17 protein-coding genes are annotated in these 16,791 nt (G+C 35.8%); all 17 read left to right on the top strand.

The window, feature by feature from the left end; genetic code table 11:
• Positions 1-183: 183 nt before the first annotated feature.
• The gene (locus HMPREF3270_RS00325) at positions 184-582 is read left to right on the top strand and encodes a helix-turn-helix domain-containing protein (RefSeq protein ID WP_057510413.1); all 399 of its coding nucleotides are present in this window, start codon (positions 184-186) and stop codon (positions 580-582) included.
• A gap of 191 nt (positions 583-773) precedes the next feature.
• Entirely contained in the window at positions 774-1,097 is a 324-nt protein-coding gene (locus HMPREF3270_RS00320; RefSeq protein WP_070867139.1) for an HNH endonuclease, read from the top strand.
• A gap of 187 nt (positions 1,098-1,284) precedes the next feature.
• Positions 1,285-1,644 (top strand): P27 family phage terminase small subunit, encoded by a 360-nt coding sequence (locus HMPREF3270_RS00315; protein ID WP_070867138.1) that lies wholly within the window; start codon positions 1,285-1,287, stop codon positions 1,642-1,644.
• Positions 1,641-3,302, top strand: a complete 1,662-nt coding sequence (locus tag HMPREF3270_RS00310) for a terminase TerL endonuclease subunit (RefSeq protein ID WP_070867137.1) — start codon at positions 1,641-1,643, stop codon at positions 3,300-3,302. The genes HMPREF3270_RS00315 and HMPREF3270_RS00310 overlap by 4 nt, the downstream gene beginning before the upstream one ends.
• A 14-nt stretch (positions 3,303-3,316) precedes the next feature.
• The gene (locus HMPREF3270_RS00305) at positions 3,317-4,480 is read left to right on the top strand and encodes a phage portal protein (RefSeq protein WP_070468990.1); all 1,164 of its coding nucleotides are present in this window, start codon (positions 3,317-3,319) and stop codon (positions 4,478-4,480) included.
• Positions 4,461-5,291 carry a head maturation protease, ClpP-related gene (locus HMPREF3270_RS00300; RefSeq protein WP_070867136.1) on the top strand — a complete coding sequence of 277 codons (831 nt, stop codon included), beginning with the start codon at positions 4,461-4,463 and terminating at the stop codon, positions 5,289-5,291. Before HMPREF3270_RS00305 ends, HMPREF3270_RS00300 begins: the two co-directional genes overlap by 20 nt.
• 63 nt (positions 5,292-5,354) lie before the next feature.
• Positions 5,355-6,542 carry a phage major capsid protein gene (locus HMPREF3270_RS00295; protein ID WP_083326824.1) on the top strand — a complete coding sequence of 396 codons (1,188 nt, stop codon included), beginning with the start codon at positions 5,355-5,357 and terminating at the stop codon, positions 6,540-6,542.
• A gap of 13 nt (positions 6,543-6,555) precedes the next feature.
• Positions 6,556-6,849 carry a phage head-tail adapter protein gene (locus HMPREF3270_RS00290; RefSeq protein ID WP_070468986.1) on the top strand — a complete coding sequence of 98 codons (294 nt, stop codon included), beginning with the start codon at positions 6,556-6,558 and terminating at the stop codon, positions 6,847-6,849.
• Positions 6,833-7,198 carry a head-tail adaptor protein gene (locus HMPREF3270_RS00285; protein ID WP_070867135.1) on the top strand — a complete coding sequence of 122 codons (366 nt, stop codon included), beginning with the start codon at positions 6,833-6,835 and terminating at the stop codon, positions 7,196-7,198. Before HMPREF3270_RS00290 ends, HMPREF3270_RS00285 begins: the two co-directional genes overlap by 17 nt.
• Positions 7,198-7,635: a hypothetical protein gene (locus HMPREF3270_RS00280; RefSeq protein WP_070848646.1), complete on the top strand. Its 438-nt coding sequence runs from the start codon at positions 7,198-7,200 to the stop codon at positions 7,633-7,635. Before HMPREF3270_RS00285 ends, HMPREF3270_RS00280 begins: the two co-directional genes overlap by 1 nt.
• Entirely contained in the window at positions 7,632-8,039 is a 408-nt protein-coding gene (locus HMPREF3270_RS00275) for a hypothetical protein (protein ID WP_070468980.1), read from the top strand. The genes HMPREF3270_RS00280 and HMPREF3270_RS00275 overlap by 4 nt, the downstream gene beginning before the upstream one ends.
• Complete coding sequence (locus HMPREF3270_RS00270) at positions 8,040-8,693, top strand: major tail protein (protein ID WP_070848647.1); 654 nt, start codon at positions 8,040-8,042, stop codon at positions 8,691-8,693.
• A 17-nt stretch (positions 8,694-8,710) separates the two neighbouring features.
• The gene (locus HMPREF3270_RS13865) at positions 8,711-8,875 is read left to right on the top strand and encodes a hypothetical protein (RefSeq protein ID WP_176746701.1); all 165 of its coding nucleotides are present in this window, start codon (positions 8,711-8,713) and stop codon (positions 8,873-8,875) included.
• 64 nt (positions 8,876-8,939) lie between these two features.
• On the top strand, positions 8,940-9,299 hold the full coding sequence (gene gpG / locus HMPREF3270_RS00265; RefSeq protein WP_070468975.1) for a phage tail assembly chaperone G: 360 nt from the start codon (positions 8,940-8,942) through the stop codon (positions 9,297-9,299).
• Between the two features lie 68 nt (positions 9,300-9,367).
• Positions 9,368-9,502, top strand: a complete 135-nt coding sequence (gpGT, locus tag HMPREF3270_RS14135) for a phage tail assembly chaperone GT (RefSeq protein ID WP_256324314.1) — start codon at positions 9,368-9,370, stop codon at positions 9,500-9,502.
• 56 nt (positions 9,503-9,558) lie between these two features.
• A complete protein-coding gene (locus HMPREF3270_RS00260; protein ID WP_070867134.1) occupies positions 9,559-15,984 on the top strand; it encodes a phage tail tape measure protein in 6,426 nt (2,141 codons plus the stop codon).
• A gap of 11 nt (positions 15,985-15,995) precedes the next feature.
• Positions 15,996-16,791: distal tail protein Dit (locus tag HMPREF3270_RS00255; RefSeq protein WP_176746700.1), on the top strand; the 796-nt coding region annotated here is incomplete at its 3' end.

Genomic DNA, 16,791 nt, shown 5'->3' with positions numbered 1-16,791 from the left:
CTAACCATTCTCTTCGCTCTCCTCTCTCTTGTGCTTTATATGGCGAATAGAGAGTTGGATGAAGAGTTGAAGTTGAAAGATATTATGATAGATAATTTGATAATTAAAGGTTATCACGATAAGCATAATTGATAAGTAAATGTTATAATAGGTGTATACATTATTTGTTAGTGGAGGTATGCGATGTACACTAAACAAGAGATACACGAAATGATAGAAGGCTATAAATGGATGAGTAATGTAATAGATAGTCAAGTTTATGATTATGACAGCACTTCTATTTCACAGTATGGTTACCAATCTGCAATGCCTAAAGCACAAGGCGGTACGAGTGATAAAGTGTTAGTAAAGGTTATAAACAGAAGTAAAGCTAAAAGACGAAACCAATTAATTATGGATAAGTTAGCGTTCATCGATACTTATGAATCTTATATAACTAATGAGAAAGACTATCATATCTTACAAATGTTAAAGCAAAGAGAGAACCATAAAAGGATTATGGCGATACTAGATATAAGTAGAGCTACCTTCTACAAACGTGTGAAAGATATTGTTAACATTCTATATCATGCGCAGCATTAACCCGAGTAACCATACACTTTATACACATCATACACATCATACTGATTTTGGTTACACATATCTTTAATATTATAATGGAGTTATAACGATAAGTAAGAACTACGCTTACGACACAATCGATACTATATTATATCTAAGGCATGGCACTGATGTGTCGTGTCTTTCTTTATATCGACAAAGAGGTAATGCATATGAGCGAGTACTCAAACTATATAGACAGACGTGATGAGAATAGAAAGTTTTATATGCGTGCGAAGTGGCGTAAGACACGTGAACAAGTACTAAAAAGAGATCATTATGAATGTGTACATTGCAAAGCAGAAGGTAAGATGACGCTCAATCAACATCAATCTTTAGAAGTGGATCATATCAAAGAGCTGCATACGCACCCTGAATTGGCATATGACTTGGATAACCTGCAGACTTTATGCAAATATCATCACAATAAGAAACATGGCAGATTTGAATTTAATCCAAATAATAAGAAAAACAAATATAATGATGAAAAATGGTGAGAATTAAAATGTTTAATTTTATAAAAAAATTATATAACCCCCCGGTCTGAAGAATCCCATACCTAAAGGATTTAGCGGAAACCGGCGCTTGGGTCAATTCCGCAACTATAATTTATTTTTATTGCGTTAGAGGGTATCTATAACTTAAAACTATAACTATGAATATTTAAGAAAGGGGTAGGGGTATATGAAACAACGTAGTTATCTTCAAGAAAGTCTTACGAGAGACCAATTAAAAAGAATAGAAGCTGCTGAAAAAATGTTAATGTCTGTTATTGACACTGATAATGATATGGAAATTGAGAAAGTGGAACGCTACAGTAATCTGTTGCGTCTTTTTTATGCTTTGGATACTGCTATTGATGAAATGGGACCTATGTCACATATAAAAAACGGCAGTCAAGAATACATTAAACAAAACCCAGCTATTGCAGAAAAGAATCGTGTGAATAGTGCATTGCTGTCTTTAGAAAAATCGTTTCAATTAGACAAACGTGCTGAAGAAAAAAAGAAACTCGAAGCACAGAAAGGACCTGAATTAACATGAAGATACCAAAGCATGTGACAAATTATATCGAGAAAATTAAAGACGGTACTATCATTGCTAATAAAGAGCGTATCGAATTGGTCAAATTTCTTGAAGCACATATTTTAACACGAGATGATCTCTATTTTGATACTCAAAAAATTGAGGATTATATCAAATTCAGTGAAAAATGGTTTTTCGAATTGCGGGATTTTCAAAAATTTATATCTTGCTTTGTTTTCTTATACGAAGAGCAGACACTCACACCGTATTTTTCCGAATTCTTTATCTCTATGGCACGTGGTGGCGGTAAAAATGGTTATATCAGTACCCTGGGAGCTTTCTTCATGACACCATTGCACGGCATACCTAAATATAATATGTCAGTAGTAGCTAACAGTGAAAAACAAGCATTGGTCAGTTTTAAAGAAATATATGAAATGATTGAAAGTAACAATCTATATGTTACGTCTGAACGACCTAATAATCCTTTTTATCTCAGCAAAGTTTATGTAGAAGGTCTTTCAACTAAATCACAATTTCTTTTCGATACATCGAATGAAAAAACGAAAGACGGAGCTCGTGAAGGTTGCATTTTCTTTGATGAAATTCATGCTTATGAGAAAGATACGATTATCAACATCAAGCGAAGTGGATTAGGTAAGGTTGCACATCCGCGCACATTCTATATTGGGACAGATGGTTATGTCAGAGAAGGTTTTTTAGATCGTTTAAAAGAACGTGCTGATAATGTACTTAAAGGTGAATCAGCGGAAGACAGATTGTTTCCGTTTATTTGCAAAATAGATGATAAAGATGAGATTGATAACCCCGAGGTGTGGGAAAAGGCCAATCCAATGTTTGAAAAACCAATGAATACTTATGGACAGCAACTATTCAAAGAGGTTAAACAACAATATTTAACGCTTAAGTTTAATCCTTCAGGACGTCCTGAATTCATGACTAAGCGAATGAATATGCCAGAAACAGATTCTCAAAGTGTTGTCGCACCATGGGATGATGTTCTCGCAACTAATCGTGCAATCCCGCCTATGGAAAACGAAGAATGTATAGGCGGTCTCGACTATGCAAGTTTGAAAGACTTTGCAGCAGTTGGACTGTTATTCAGAGATGGTGAGGATTATATATGGAAAACTCATTCATTTGCTAGAAAGGCATTTTTAGATGAATACCAGTTAAAACCTCCAATCAAAGAATGGGAAAAACAAGGATTGTTAACTATTGTGGATGAACCTACCATAAATCCACAACATATCATCGATTGGTTTTTAGAAGCGCAACAAAATTATGGATTAAAGAAAGTGATTGCTGATAATTTCCGAATGGATTTGTTACGTCCGATGTTTGAAGAAAATGGTATTGAATATGAGGTTGTAAAAAACACACGTGCGATCCAGTCACTGTTAGCCCCTCGTGTGGAAGATATGTTTGCACAACAGCATATTATATTTGGTGATAATCCGCTTATGCGCTGGTATACAGGTAATGTGGTTGTCAAAATTGATAAATATGGTAATAAAACTTACGAAAAGAAAGAGCCTATCAGACGTAAAACAGATGGGTTCCAAGCACTTATCCATGCTTTATACAGAGCGGACGAGTTGAAAGCTTCATCTATAGATGAAGAAATTGACTTTTTAAGAGGATTAAAGTTTTAGAAGGGAGGTATCATATGGGATTATTTGACAGTGTATTTAAACGTAATTCAGAGCTTGAATGGATGTACGATTTGGAATTTTTACAAGATACAAGCAAAAAGGCTTATTTAAAACAAATTGCACTGAATACAGTTGTGGAGATGGTAGCACGTACCATTTCACAAAGTGAATTCAGAGTGATGACAGGTAATGTTAAAGAAAAAGACCGATTGTACTATCAATTGAATGTTCAACCTAATAAAAATCAAAACGCCGTCGATTTTTGGCAAAAATTTATTTACAAGTTAATTATGGATAATGAAGTGCTTGTTGTTAAGAATGATGACGGGTTCTTTTTTATTGCAGATGATTTTTATCATGAAGATGAATTAGGATTGTTACCGCATAAATTTACAAATGTTATGATCAATAACTTTGAATTCAAACGTGTTTTTTCAATGGATGATGTGATTTATTTACGTTATAACAATGAGAAATTAGAACAATATTCTATTGGATTGTTTGAAGATTACGGTGAAATTTTCGGCAGAATGATTAACCTCCAGCTGATGAATAATCAAGTCAGAGGAACATTAAATATAGATACAACTCAGATGAAAAGTGAAAGCAAGCAAAAAACTCAAGCATATATTGATATGCTGTTTGAGGCGTTTAAGAATAATTCAATTGCGATTGCCCCTTTAACAAGAGGATTGAGTTATGAAGAACATTCAAGTAAAGGTGGTTCACAAGGGTCTCAAGAATTTAAGGAGATTGAAGAGTTGAAACGTACTATCTTAACAGATGTTGCTCGAATGATTGGCGTTCCACCATCCTTGGTGCTAGGAGAAATGGCCGACCTTGAAAAAACAATTGATTCTTATCTTAAGTTCTGTATCAATCCTTTACTTCGCAAAATAGAATCAGAATTGAATGCTAAATTTTTCTACTCGGATGAATATTTAAAAGAAGATAAACACATTCGTGTTGTAGGAATCGACAAGCGAGATCCATTACAAATGTCAGAGGCAATTGATAAATTGGTAAGTTCCGGTACATTCACACGTAATCAAGTAAGAATTATGACAGGTGAAGAACCAGCTGATGACCAAGAGCTTGATAAGTTTATTATTACTAAGAATTTACAAAGTGCAGACGCATTCAAAGGAGGTGAGGCAAATGGCAAAGCAAGTACCTAAAATTGTCCCACAGTTTAAAAATGAGATAAAAAACAACACTCATATTTTAACTTTGAATGGTGTGGTGGCATCTGATGAGTTTGATAATACAATTTCTTATAAATTTATAGAGAATTCATTAAAAGATACAGATAAAGATATTGTAATTAAACTTTCAAGTGCTGGTGGTGACGCTTTTGAAGGTATTAATATTTATAACTATCTCAAAAGCCTTAAAAATAATATAACGATTGAAATTACTTCAATCGCTGCAAGTGCGGCATCTTTAATATCTATGGCTGCAGATACGATTGTAATGCATACAGGTGCAAATATGATGATACATGAAGCTTCCACTCTTGCTTTCGGTAATAAATCTGACATTCAAAAAACACTCAATGCTTTAGAAAGTGTAGATACCTCTATTGTTGATATTTATCACGAACGTACCGGCATTGATAAAGCAGAGTTATCACGAATGATGGCTAATGAAACTTGGTTAACAGCAGATGAAGCTGTAAGCAATAAGTTTGCAGATAAAAAAAGATCAAACAAGGAGGTGAGTAACATGGATAAAAATCAATTAGTAGCTAGCTTGCAACAACAGCAACATCTTTTAGCACAAATGATTGAAAATGTATCTGAAGGTGATGATGCGCAACCTCAGCAAAACGAACCAACAAGCAATGACACCGTAGATGAACGTGTCGCTACAGTCGAAAATGATATTAAAAGTATTAAATCTCAACTCGATAAATTAGAAGGTAACAAAGAAAGTAATAATACACCACCACAACAACCACAAAATAAATTTAATAAATTTGCTTTTTAAATAGCCTTTTTGTGAGAAACGAAAGGCTATTTTTTATGCGAAAATTCAAGGAGGAATATATTAATGGGCGATATGAAAGCTAATAATACAAAGTTAAAGAATTATCATGAACATAAGGCAAAATTTGCCAACTTAGTGCAAAATGGCGCGTCAGACGAAGAACAATCAAAAGCGTTCGGTGAAATGTTTGATGCATTATCAAATGATTTACAAGAAGAAATTTCAGCAGAGGTAAACAATCGTGTGGTAGATAATGGAATCTTGGCCAAACGTTCTCAAGATCCGTTAACTTCAGAAGAACGAAAATTCTTCAATGAAATTAATTATGAAGTAGGTTATACAGATGAAAAAATCTTACCTGAAACTGTTGTAGAACGTGTATTTGAAGACTTACAAAAGAATCATCCGCTGTTATCTAAAATCAATTTCCAAAATGCAGGAATCAAAACACGTGTGATTAAGGCAGACCCTGCTGGTCAAGCAGTTTGGGGTAAAATCTTTGGTGAAATCAAGGGTCAATTGGATGCAGCATTCCGAGAAGAAGATTTCACTCAATACAAATTAACATGCTTCGTTGTATTGCCGGATGATTTATCAATCTTTGGTCCTAACTGGATTGAACGATTTGTACGTACGCAAATTCAAGAAGCGATTTCAGTAGGTTTGGAATCTGCAATCGTTAATGGCGGCGGTGCTGCTAAAACACAACCGGTCGGATTAATGAAAGATATTGATACTGATACTGGTGCAGTTACTGATAAAAGTTCTGCAGGTACTTTAACGTTTAAAGATGCCGATACAACAGTTTTAGAATTAAAAGATATGTTGAAAGATCTTTCAGTAGATGAAAAAGGCAAAGAGTTATCCATTGACGGTAAAGTAGCTTTAGTTGTTAACCCTCGTGATTCTTGGGATATCCAAGCACGTTATACGTATTTAACAGCAAATGGCGGTTATGTGACAGTTTTACCATACAATGTACAAATCATTACTTCTGAGTTTGTACCGAAAGGTAAGCTAGTCGCATTTGTAACTGACCGTTATGATGCGGTCCGCGGCGGTGGACTAACTGTTAAGAAGTTCGACCAAACGTTAGCATTGCAAGATGCGATTTTATTTACAGCTAAAACATTTGCATATGGTCAACCTGCCGATAATAAAGCGTCTGCAGTTTATGATTTGGATATTGTAACAGCTCCTAAATCACAAACTTCAGCTGGTGGAACAACTGACGGAACACCAACAGCATAATTGAGGTGATTTAATGGAAATCACAGATGATTTATTAAGAGATTTCAAAGATTACACAAAAATCTCACATGATACAGAAGATAAATTTTTAAAAACATTACTGCTCAAATCTTACTTGAATATCGAGTCTAGGTTTGGGCAGTTTGATTTATACAATGATTTAGTCGGTCAAGACTTGGTCTTTGCACGCACACGATATGCGTATGAGGACCAGTTAGAGTTTTTCAACGATAACTATCGTGATGACTTACTAAACTTTGGATTAAACAACGTGATGGGGCGTGAAGTGGATGAGAACACAATTTAAAAAGCCGTTTATCACTACGAAAAAGTTAAATACAAAAGTTCATTTTTACAGATACGTTGAAAATGAAGGTCCAGAAGCAGGACAGAAAAGACAAGAGAAATTGTATAGTTGTTGGGCTTATGTACCTCAATGGAAAATGATTGAGTTGCAAGACGCCATAGCAAATGGGACAGAACATAACGTCAAAATTTTCATACGTGATACAAGGGGACAATATATCCCGCATGAAGAAACAGACTATGTTGAGGTTGAATCGCCATACATCACAAACGATTTGAATATCAAACTGGTACAACCAGATGTAGAGAATGAAAGTTTTCTTATGATACTTGCTGGGAGTGTTGCTTAATGGCAATCAGAATTAGCAAGACCTCAAAAAATAGTGGTGTAACATTCAATCAAAAAGAGGTTATGGATTATCTTACAGAGAAGTTCGGGAGACGTAAGATGTTGAAAATTTATGACGAGGCTTTAACCAAAGCAGCAGAAGTTGTTTATAAGGCGGTCAAAGCTAACATCAGATACTTTCGTGATACAGGTGCAGAATATGCAGAAGTAAAATTAACTGATCCATTCTGGGAAAGTGGATTACGCACTGTACGTATTTATTGGGAAGGGGAAAAACACAGGCATAGCATTGTTCACTTGAATGAAAAAGGTTTCCACGCAAGAAATGGTAAATTCATCAGACCAAAAGGTATGGGTGCAATCGATAAAGCGTTACGTTCAGCACGAAAAACCTTTTATGATACCTATACAAAAGAAGTGGAGAAGTTGTTGCTATGAAAGATATCTTAACAATGATTTATCAAGCAATAACAGAAGATGAAGAATTAATGAGTATGGTGAGCAAACGCAATATCAAGTTCAACGATTATCCGGAAGTTATGTCCATTACAGAACCGTATATTGTTATTGATGATTTCGATGACCCTATGCCGGAAGTTTACTTTGACGGTGAACAAGAAGGTTATAGCTATATTGTTCAAGTAGATGTGTTTGTCAAAGCGACGGATAGGTACAACGCAAGACTTAAACGCAATGCAATTTCTCAACGTATCAACAAAGTGCTGTGGGATAATTATCTCATGGGACAAGTAACTAATTTAGGAAACGAATATAACAAAGATTTCGCTTTGTATCGCTCAACTAGACGATATGAAGCGATTTTTTATGAGGAGGAAAATTAAATGGTCAAACAAGCTAAAACGCCAAGAGCATATGTAAATATCAAAGATTTAGGTTTCGCATTATTGACAACAGATGAACCAAACGAAATTAAGTACGATAAGGTAACGCAAACACGAGGTTTACAAGAAATCTCACTTGAATCTGGAGGAGAAGTTGTAAACTCGTATGCAGATGGTGGTATTATCGAATCCGGTAACACAGATGGCGAATCATCATTCAACTTAACAATGCACGCTTTCCCTAAAGAGATCCGTGAAATTATCTTTAATGAAGTATACGATGAGCATGGTATTTATGAAGAAGTTAAAGGTAAACAAAATAACTACGTTGCGGTTTGGTTCAAACGCGAACGACGTGATGGTTCATTTCAGCGCATTGGTTTACCAAAAGTAATGTTCTCAGATCCAAATATTGAAGGGTCAACTGCAGAATCAGACTGGGAATTCTCACAAGAAGAAGTAGAAGGTACAGCAATGCATCGTGTGTTTGATGATAAACGTAAGATTATCTTTGATTCTGAAAAGAAAGACGATGATGAGACAGAATTCTTCCAACGCTTATTACAAGGTGCATATCAAGAAGCACAAGAAGTATCACAAGCTCAAACTGAACAAACATCTAATGTGCCCACAGAAGATACACCAACAGCATAATCAGGAGGGATGAAACTATGGCTGAATTTAAAGTGTTGAAAAGTTGTAAAAATAAAGAAGATGACAAGTATTTCAAAAAGAATGAAACAGTCAACGAAACTGTTAAATATGTAAAAGAATTTGAAGATCGTTTGGAGAAAGCAGGTTATCAACTTCCTTTCTTCAAACGCAAAGATAAGTAAGTCTTAGACGCCTTAACGGGCGTCTTTTTATTAGCTAATAAAAAGATATAAAGGAGCATATATTATGAGTAAATTAAAACGTAACTACATTCAATTAGTAGAAAACCCTAAAGCAGAAGAAATTAAAATGGAAACATTCTTAACACCGCACTTTATCCCATTAGATGTCTTATATGAAGCAACAGACATCATGGCTGAATTAGAGGAAGTTGAGAATGGTGAACGTGAAATGTCATTTAAAGAGCAATTAGACAAATTAATTGACGCAGTAGTTAAAATCTACGGTAATCAATTCACTAAAAAAGATGTGCAACAACGTTTACACGCACCAGATGCGATTGAAGCTTTACAGAAACAAATTGAATTTATCGCAAATGGTCAACAAGATGAACAAACAAAAAAGTTTATTCAGAGCATCAGCTAAGTCAATTAAAAAAAGAAGATTACACTTACAGAGGTATGTTAAAGAATTTCGACATTGTAGTAAGAGATATGGTTAAGGAAGGTAAAGACGTTAACGATGTACTTGCTATGCCTTTTCATTACGTGCTGCAAATTTTAGATGAAAGACATACAAATAAAGTAACTTCAGACGCCAAAGCAGATGCACTATTTGCAAAGTTGTAGCCTTGGCTTTTTGTCAGGGCTATTTTTTTATACGTTTTTAGGAAAGGAGTGAAACAATGAGTCAAAATCATATTAAAGGTTTGTCAATTCTGATGAATATGAAAGATGTGGGCGTTGAACGTACGTTGAAGCAGATTAGAGGACAGTTCAAGACGTTGTCAAGCGAGATGAAACGTTCTAATAGTGACTTTAAGTACAGCGAAAAATCAATGCAAACATTTGCTGCGCGTACCAAAGAACTAAAGCGTGGTATTGATCTAACTGAACAATCAATGAAAGATATTTCGAATCGACTTCGTAAGATGACGCTTGAAGAACAACGTACAAGTGCAGAAGCAGAGAAATTAAGACAAGAGTATAGCAGACAACATCAAGCATTGAACATGTATAAGCGTCAGTTATCATCCACAGAGAAAGAGATGAAACAATTTGATACGACAACCAAACGTTCAGTCTTTTCAATGGAGAAGATCAATACAATTTTAGGTACGATGCGTAAACAACTCAATATTGCGAATATGAGTTTTGAACGAGCAGGACAATCCACAAAGAGTTACCAGAATTATTTGAATCAACTCAGTGTAGTTATGTCAAAGCATCAAAGTGCAATTCGTGTATTAGAAGCACGTTACAGAACAGTGGTACGTGAACAAGGTGCAATGTCAAAAGAAGCACTTAATTTAAAACAAAAAATTTTACAAGAGAAACAAGCTTTAAATGTATTGGATAAGCAGTTTAAAGATACAACACTTGAAGCAAAACGTTTCTCAATGGAACAACGTACGATGACTATGTCAATGTCTCAAATCCGTGAAAAGATTACTTCAGTTGCGACTGCACTAAAAATTAGCGCATCTAACTTTAGAATGAGTGGACAAACTGCACAAGCGTATAAGGCGCGTATATCTGAACTCAATAACAGCATGAAACAACAGCAACTCATTGTTCAAAATTTAAGCAGACAATATGATTACGCAAAACGTCAATATGGTTCAACAAGCAAAGAAGCTCAACAGCTTAATTTAAAATTAACTGAAGAACGCGTGAAGTTAAAAGAATTAAATGGTCAACTTAAAGAAACAACGAACGCACATAATCGTTTAGAGATGGAGCAAAAGCAAGGGATTTCGTCAATGTCTCAAATCCGTGCGAAAATGCAATCATTTAATGACACTTTATCATTATCACGTAGTAACTTAACACGTGCTGGAGAAAGCGTTAAAGCTTATGATAATCATCTAAAAACATTAAATACGAATATGTCACAACAACGTACAGTGTTACGTGAATTAAGTACACAATATAAATTTGTGGCACAAGCTCAAGGAGAAAACAGCCAAGAAGCACGAGAATTAGCAAGTGCAATCACACAACAAAAGATAAAGATGAATGAGCTTGAAGGTGAAATTAAGCAAACATCTGTCGCATATAAACAATTAGCAGCATCACAACAACAAGCACAAGCATTGGGTGCAACTGGCTTTGGTCGAGCAATACAAAGTGTAAACAAATATGGCGACTCAATAAAAAATGTTGGTATGAACATGCGAGCAATTGGATCAGGTGCGTTGATATACATGACAATGCCTGCAGTTGCAGCGATGGGTACTGCAATCAAGTCATCTATTGAATGGGAACAAGCATTAGCAGGTGTTGCTAAAACAACTGATATGTCTGGTGCAGAGTTGCGTAAAATGGGCAATGAAATTACTGCAATGAGTAGCAGAATGCCTTTTGCAGCAACTGAAATTGCTGGTGTGGCAGAAGCAGCAGGTCAATTAGGTGTTAAAAAGAAAGATATTACTGCATTCACTGAAACTATGATGAATATGGGTGTAGCAACTAACTTAACGGCGGAAGAAGCGGCAACAGAGTTTGCAAGATTTGCTAACGCCGCTAAAATGCCTATTAAAGATGTTGACCGTTTAGGTGCGACAGTCACTGCATTAGGTAATTCAAGTGCAACAACTGAAAAAGAAATAGTAGAAATGGCACAACGTTTAGCTGGTGCAGGCGCACAAGCAGGTTTTAGTTCTGATGAAATTATGTCAGTCAGTGCATCAATGTCATCAGTTGGTATCGAGGCAGAAGCCGGCGGTACAGCAATGACCCAAATATTCAACAAAATGACACGAGCAGTTGCAGACGGTGGCGATACATTAGATGGATTTGCTCAAACTGCAGGTGTAAGTGCTAAAGAATTTGCTGATACATGGGAAAACAATCCATCAAAAGCTTTATCTATGTTCGTTAAAGGTTTATCTAATACAAAAGGTGGCGCTAAAGGCGTACTAAAAGCATTAGATGAAGTCGGTATTAAGGGTATTCGTGAAGCAGACACAATCAGACGTATGGCCAATAACCATAAAGTGCTTGATGATGCACTTCGTACAGGTGCTAAAGGTTGGAAAGAAAACACTGCATTAACTGATGAAGCAGCTATTCGATATGAAACAATGGGAAGTAAGTTAAAGGTACTTAAAAATACATTTATCAACTTCTTACGTACTATAGGTGATGCAGTTGCACCTATTGTCAGTAAATTAGCAGATGTATTCACTGGATTGTTCAAACATCTACAACAAACAAGCAACTTTACGAAGATTGTTATTGCAGTATTTGGTTCATTAGCTATTGCAATCCCACCACTTATTATTCTAACCGGTCTATTGGCAGGCGGTATTGTCAATATTGCCAACGCCATGATAATGCTTAACAAATTTGGTGGCGGTACGGGTATCTTAGGCGGACTAAAAAAAGGTTTTACAATGTTGCTTAGTCCAATCACTCAAGTAGCAACTAAAATACCATTAATCGGTTCGGCAATGACGTTATTAACAGGACCGATTGGAATTGCTATTGCAGCAATCGTAGCAATTGGTACTGCGTTAGTTATTGCTTATAAAAAATCAGAAACATTTAGGAATATCGTGAATGGTGCTTTTGATGCAGTTAAGCGTGCAGTACAAGTTGTAGGTCAAGTGTTCTCTACTGTGTTTAAAGGTATCAAAGCTATGCTTACGGGAGATTTTAAAGGCGGTAGTACAATTCTCAATGCAATATTGCCATCATTTGTAGTGGCAAGCATTGAAATGAGTACACGCGCAATCCGTGCAGCTTTTACCTGGGTAAGTGACGGTATTAAAAAAGCCATTGATTGGATCAAAACTTATTTCAGTGGATTGGGTGCTTTTTTATCTGGGGACTTGATTAAAGGTACCGACATACTTAATAAAATTTTGCCGCCAGATATTGTGTCTAATATTGGTTATATTTTAACTAATATCAGAGAATTATTTGTAAATATATTTAACTATATTAAAAATACTGCAGCTTTGTTTAGTATAGGGATGAAAATGTTGTGGCAACAACATGGTGATACTGTTAAGGCTATTCTTGGTGGTATCTTCACAGTTGTAAAAACGATATTTAATGCATTTAAAGTAGTAGCAATGACTTCATTGTCATTTGTATTCAATAATGTAGTAAAACCTATCTTAGGCGGTATAGCTAATGCTTTCAAAATTGTTTTCGGAGGATTAAAAGCAATTGTTTCTAACGCAATGACAGCGTTAGGTTCTGTATTCAGAGGCGGGCTAAATATTTTAGTTGGTATAATACAAATATTCAAAGGTATCTTCACATTAAATTTCAGTCTTATTTGGGAAGGTATAAAATCTTTATTTAGAGGAGCACTACAAATCATTTCCGGGCTGGTGCGTGGTACGTTTGGCAGCATGCTCATTATCATCAAAACAAGCATGCAATTAATTGCTAACGTGATACGAACTGTCTGGTCAGTTATAAAAAATGTGATTGTAGTCACTGCACAAGCTATATACAACGGTGTAAAAAATGTGTTTATAGCCATGAGATTAATCATGGTAACTTCAGTAAGGATAGCATCACAAATTATCCGTACTTTATGGTCTGCATTAAAGAATTTCATCATCTCAATAGCACGAAATATTTATACAAGTGTTAAAAATTCGTTTAACGCAATGAAAGTAGCTATATCAGTTATTTTCCGTGCGATTTCAACATTTGTACGTTCAATATGGTCTGCTATCCGTAAATTTGTAGTATCAACAGCACGAGCAATTACAACAAATGTACGTAATATATTTAATAGCTTAGGTGCAACTATTCGAAAAATCTTCAATAGTGTACGTAATTTCTTAATTTCTGTATGGCGAAGTATTAGATCATACGTAGTGTCAGTAGCACGCAGTTTAACAAGTAATTTACGTAGTATATTTAATTCACTTAACAGCTTTATTCGTAGTTTGTTTAACAAAATAAAGAAATTCTTGATAAGTACATGGCGTAGCATTAAAAATACAGTGATTAGTTTAGTAAAAAATATGTGGTCTTCCATTCAAAGAACATTTAACACATTGAATTCTAAAACTCGCGCAATTTTTAATGGCGTTAAAAACTTTATGGTTAAAGCATGGTCAACGATTAAAAATAAAACAGTTGGCACAGTAAAATCCATGTGGTCTTCTATCAAAAATACATTTAACAACATGAATAATGGCTTAAAAAATATCATTGGCAAAATTAAAGGTCATATCAACGGTATGGTCAAATCAGTCAAGGGTGGTCTGAACAAACTTATCAAAGGCGTTAACTGGGTTGGCGATAAGCTGGGTATGAAAAAATTACCTGAAATCAAGTTGCACACCGGCACGACAGAGCCATCTAGAAAATTCATTACAAATGGTAAAATCAATAGACCGACACTAGCGACTGTTAATGATAAAGGACCAGGTAATGGTACAGGACCAAATGGCCACAGAGAAATTATCAGGCGTGCTAATGGTACGATGTTCTCCCCTAAAGGTAGAAATGTCACAATGCCACTCAATAAAGGCGATAGTGTATTAAGCGGTCGTCAGACACAAACATTACAAAAATTAGGCCATATTCCTAAGTTTAGTAAAGGTACTGGCCAGAAAAATTTATGGGATAAGACAAAGGACATAGCTGGTAAAGCAGGAAAAGGCATTGCAAACACTGCACACGACGTTAAAGATGCAGCCGGTGATGGTTTAGCGAAAGCTGTCGAATTAGCAGGCAAAGGTAAAGAATGGTTAGGTAAGACGGTTGGTGAAGTAACTGATTGGCTTAAAAAACCTGGAAAATTATTCGAAAAAGTAATGGATGCCTTTGGAATAAACTTAGAATCATTCGGTATACCGAAAGCAGCTAGCTTACCTTTTAATATGATGAAAGGTATGTTCGGAAAACTAAAAAACGCCGCAATAAGTTTAATAAAAGAGTGGATGGAAGATGCTGCTGGCGGCGTAGGTGACGCAAGTTGGTTATTTAAATATCCACTGTGGCAAAAGTTCGGAAAATACACTGGTGGTCTGAACTTTAACGGTGGTAACCACTACGGACTAGACTTTGGCATGCCTACAGGAACATCTATTAAAGCTGTTGCTGGTGGTAAGGTATCAAGAGTTTGGAATGACTACGGCGGAGGTAAATCTATCGAAGTTGCTTTAGGTGGTGGCTTAACTAACTGGTATATGCACCTATCTAAACAACTTGTTAAACAAGGTCAAAAAGTCAGTGTTGGAGATGAAATTGCCAAATCTGGTGCTACAGGTAATTTTGTTCGTGGCGCGCACTTGCATTTCCAATTAAATAAAAACGGCAAACCACAAAGTAACGTTCTTGAATGGCTTAAAGGTCTTGGTAGCGGAAGCCAAAATAAAGCGGCAAGTAAGTGGAAAGACGATATAAAACGCGCTGCTAAAAGAATGAAAGTATCACTATCTGGTAGCGATATTAACGATATAATTCGACTGATCCAAACAGAATCTGGTGGTAATGCAGGTGTGACTCAACAAATCAAAGACGTTAACAGCGGCGGTAACGAGGCGCAGGGTTTACTGCAATTCACACCTGGTACATTTAGTGGTTACAAATTAAAAGGCCATGGCAATATCAGAAATGGTTATCACCAATTACTAGCTTTCTTTAACAACAGCGCTTGGCGTGGTAACTTGTCTGCTTGGAAACGTAGAATGGCAGCAGGACTTACTGGTTGGGGACCGACAGGTTCAAGACGTTTTGCAACAGGAGGACTTATCAAGTCAGCGGGTTGGTACAACCTTGCTGAGGATGGACATCCAGAATGGGTTATTCCAACAGATCCAAACAGACGTGGCGATGCAATGAAATTATTAGCGCTTGCTGCAAATGATATTCAACGTAATAAATCAAGCAATAACAAACGTCCAACACAACTAAGTAATAACAGCAATACGGTCAATAACGACAAATTGTTACTTACGATAATTGAACAGCAACAACAACAGCTAAACTTGTTGATGGAAATTGCTAAATCTAATGCAGGTATTGAAAATAAAAACTTTGAACCAATTATTGATAAGTATGAGCATAGAAGCCAAGTGTTCAGTGCAATTGATGATTACAATAGACAAAAACAAAGAATGAAACGATTTTAGGGAGGTGCAATATGCTATACGACACAATTATTGTTGATGGAAAAACAATTCCATGGCTAGTTGTTGAAAGAGGGTTTAAGATACCCTCTTTTAATTTTTCTATTGACCGAGAAACCGTTACAGGTAGGAAGGGTTCGGTCTTTAAAAGACGAAATTTAGAAGAATATTCTTTTGAATTACCACTTATCGTACGCAACGACTATATTTCATCGGGAGGATTAAAAAGTCATGATGAAATACTACACGAGTTAAGTAATTTCTTTAATCATGATAGAGAAGTGACACTACAATTTAAATCTAAAGACTGGTATTGGAACGCATACTTTGAAGGGGCGATTGAGTTAGACAAGACACCAACAGGTTTTATTGAATTTAATATTACTGTTGTTCTTACAGACCCATACAAGTACGCAGCAGCTGGTAATTACAACACTGCAATATCAGATCAAGTATCTATTGTAAATAGCGGTACTGCTGACACACCAGTCACTGTGGAGGCAAGGGCTTTGAAAAATGCTAATTTCTTCCAAATTGCCAAAGGAGACGAAGATTATTTTATGATAGGTGAAGATGATGTGGATAAACCACTTAATGATTACTCACCACTGATTTTAGGAGATGAGTTGCGTACATTTAAAGGATGGAATAAGCAAACTACGAACAACTTTACTGATAATCTTACAGGCGGTGGAGTTGGTGGTACGTTTAGTCAATCTTCAAGCAAAGAGTCATTTTATCTAAATGAAGAAAGTGTGACAGGTACTGGGTGGCAAGGCGCTATGTATAAACGTAGCTTTGTCAATTATG

Source organism: Staphylococcus sp. HMSC65H10 (assembly GCF_001839185.1).
GTDB lineage: Bacteria > Bacillota > Bacilli > Staphylococcales > Staphylococcaceae > Staphylococcus > Staphylococcus simulans.
This window is presented reverse-complemented; position numbering and strand designations above follow the sequence as displayed.

What these genes read in the sequence shown, in the direction of transcription:
- HMPREF3270_RS00325 (WP_057510413.1), top strand. Translation starts at nt 184, where the DNA reads ATGTACACTAAACAAGAGATACACGAAATGATAGAAGGCTATAAATGG.
- HMPREF3270_RS00320 (WP_070867139.1), top strand. Translation starts at nt 774, where the DNA reads ATGAGCGAGTACTCAAACTATATAGACAGACGTGATGAGAATAGAAAG.
- HMPREF3270_RS00315 (WP_070867138.1), top strand. Translation starts at nt 1,285, where the DNA reads ATGAAACAACGTAGTTATCTTCAAGAAAGTCTTACGAGAGACCAATTA.
- HMPREF3270_RS00310 (WP_070867137.1), top strand. Translation starts at nt 1,641, where the DNA reads ATGAAGATACCAAAGCATGTGACAAATTATATCGAGAAAATTAAAGAC.
- HMPREF3270_RS00305 (WP_070468990.1), top strand. Translation starts at nt 3,317, where the DNA reads ATGGGATTATTTGACAGTGTATTTAAACGTAATTCAGAGCTTGAATGG.
- HMPREF3270_RS00300 (WP_070867136.1), top strand. Translation starts at nt 4,461, where the DNA reads ATGGCAAAGCAAGTACCTAAAATTGTCCCACAGTTTAAAAATGAGATA.
- HMPREF3270_RS00295 (WP_083326824.1), top strand. Translation starts at nt 5,355, where the DNA reads ATGGGCGATATGAAAGCTAATAATACAAAGTTAAAGAATTATCATGAA.
- HMPREF3270_RS00290 (WP_070468986.1), top strand. Translation starts at nt 6,556, where the DNA reads ATGGAAATCACAGATGATTTATTAAGAGATTTCAAAGATTACACAAAA.
- HMPREF3270_RS00285 (WP_070867135.1), top strand. Translation starts at nt 6,833, where the DNA reads ATGAGAACACAATTTAAAAAGCCGTTTATCACTACGAAAAAGTTAAAT.
- HMPREF3270_RS00280 (WP_070848646.1), top strand. Translation starts at nt 7,198, where the DNA reads ATGGCAATCAGAATTAGCAAGACCTCAAAAAATAGTGGTGTAACATTC.
- HMPREF3270_RS00275 (WP_070468980.1), top strand. Translation starts at nt 7,632, where the DNA reads ATGAAAGATATCTTAACAATGATTTATCAAGCAATAACAGAAGATGAA.
- HMPREF3270_RS00270 (WP_070848647.1), top strand. Translation starts at nt 8,040, where the DNA reads ATGGTCAAACAAGCTAAAACGCCAAGAGCATATGTAAATATCAAAGAT.
- HMPREF3270_RS13865 (WP_176746701.1), top strand. Translation starts at nt 8,711, where the DNA reads ATGGCTGAATTTAAAGTGTTGAAAAGTTGTAAAAATAAAGAAGATGAC.
- gpG (WP_070468975.1), top strand. Translation starts at nt 8,940, where the DNA reads ATGAGTAAATTAAAACGTAACTACATTCAATTAGTAGAAAACCCTAAA.
- gpGT (WP_256324314.1), top strand. Translation starts at nt 9,368, where the DNA reads ATGGTTAAGGAAGGTAAAGACGTTAACGATGTACTTGCTATGCCTTTT.
- HMPREF3270_RS00260 (WP_070867134.1), top strand. Translation starts at nt 9,559, where the DNA reads ATGAGTCAAAATCATATTAAAGGTTTGTCAATTCTGATGAATATGAAA.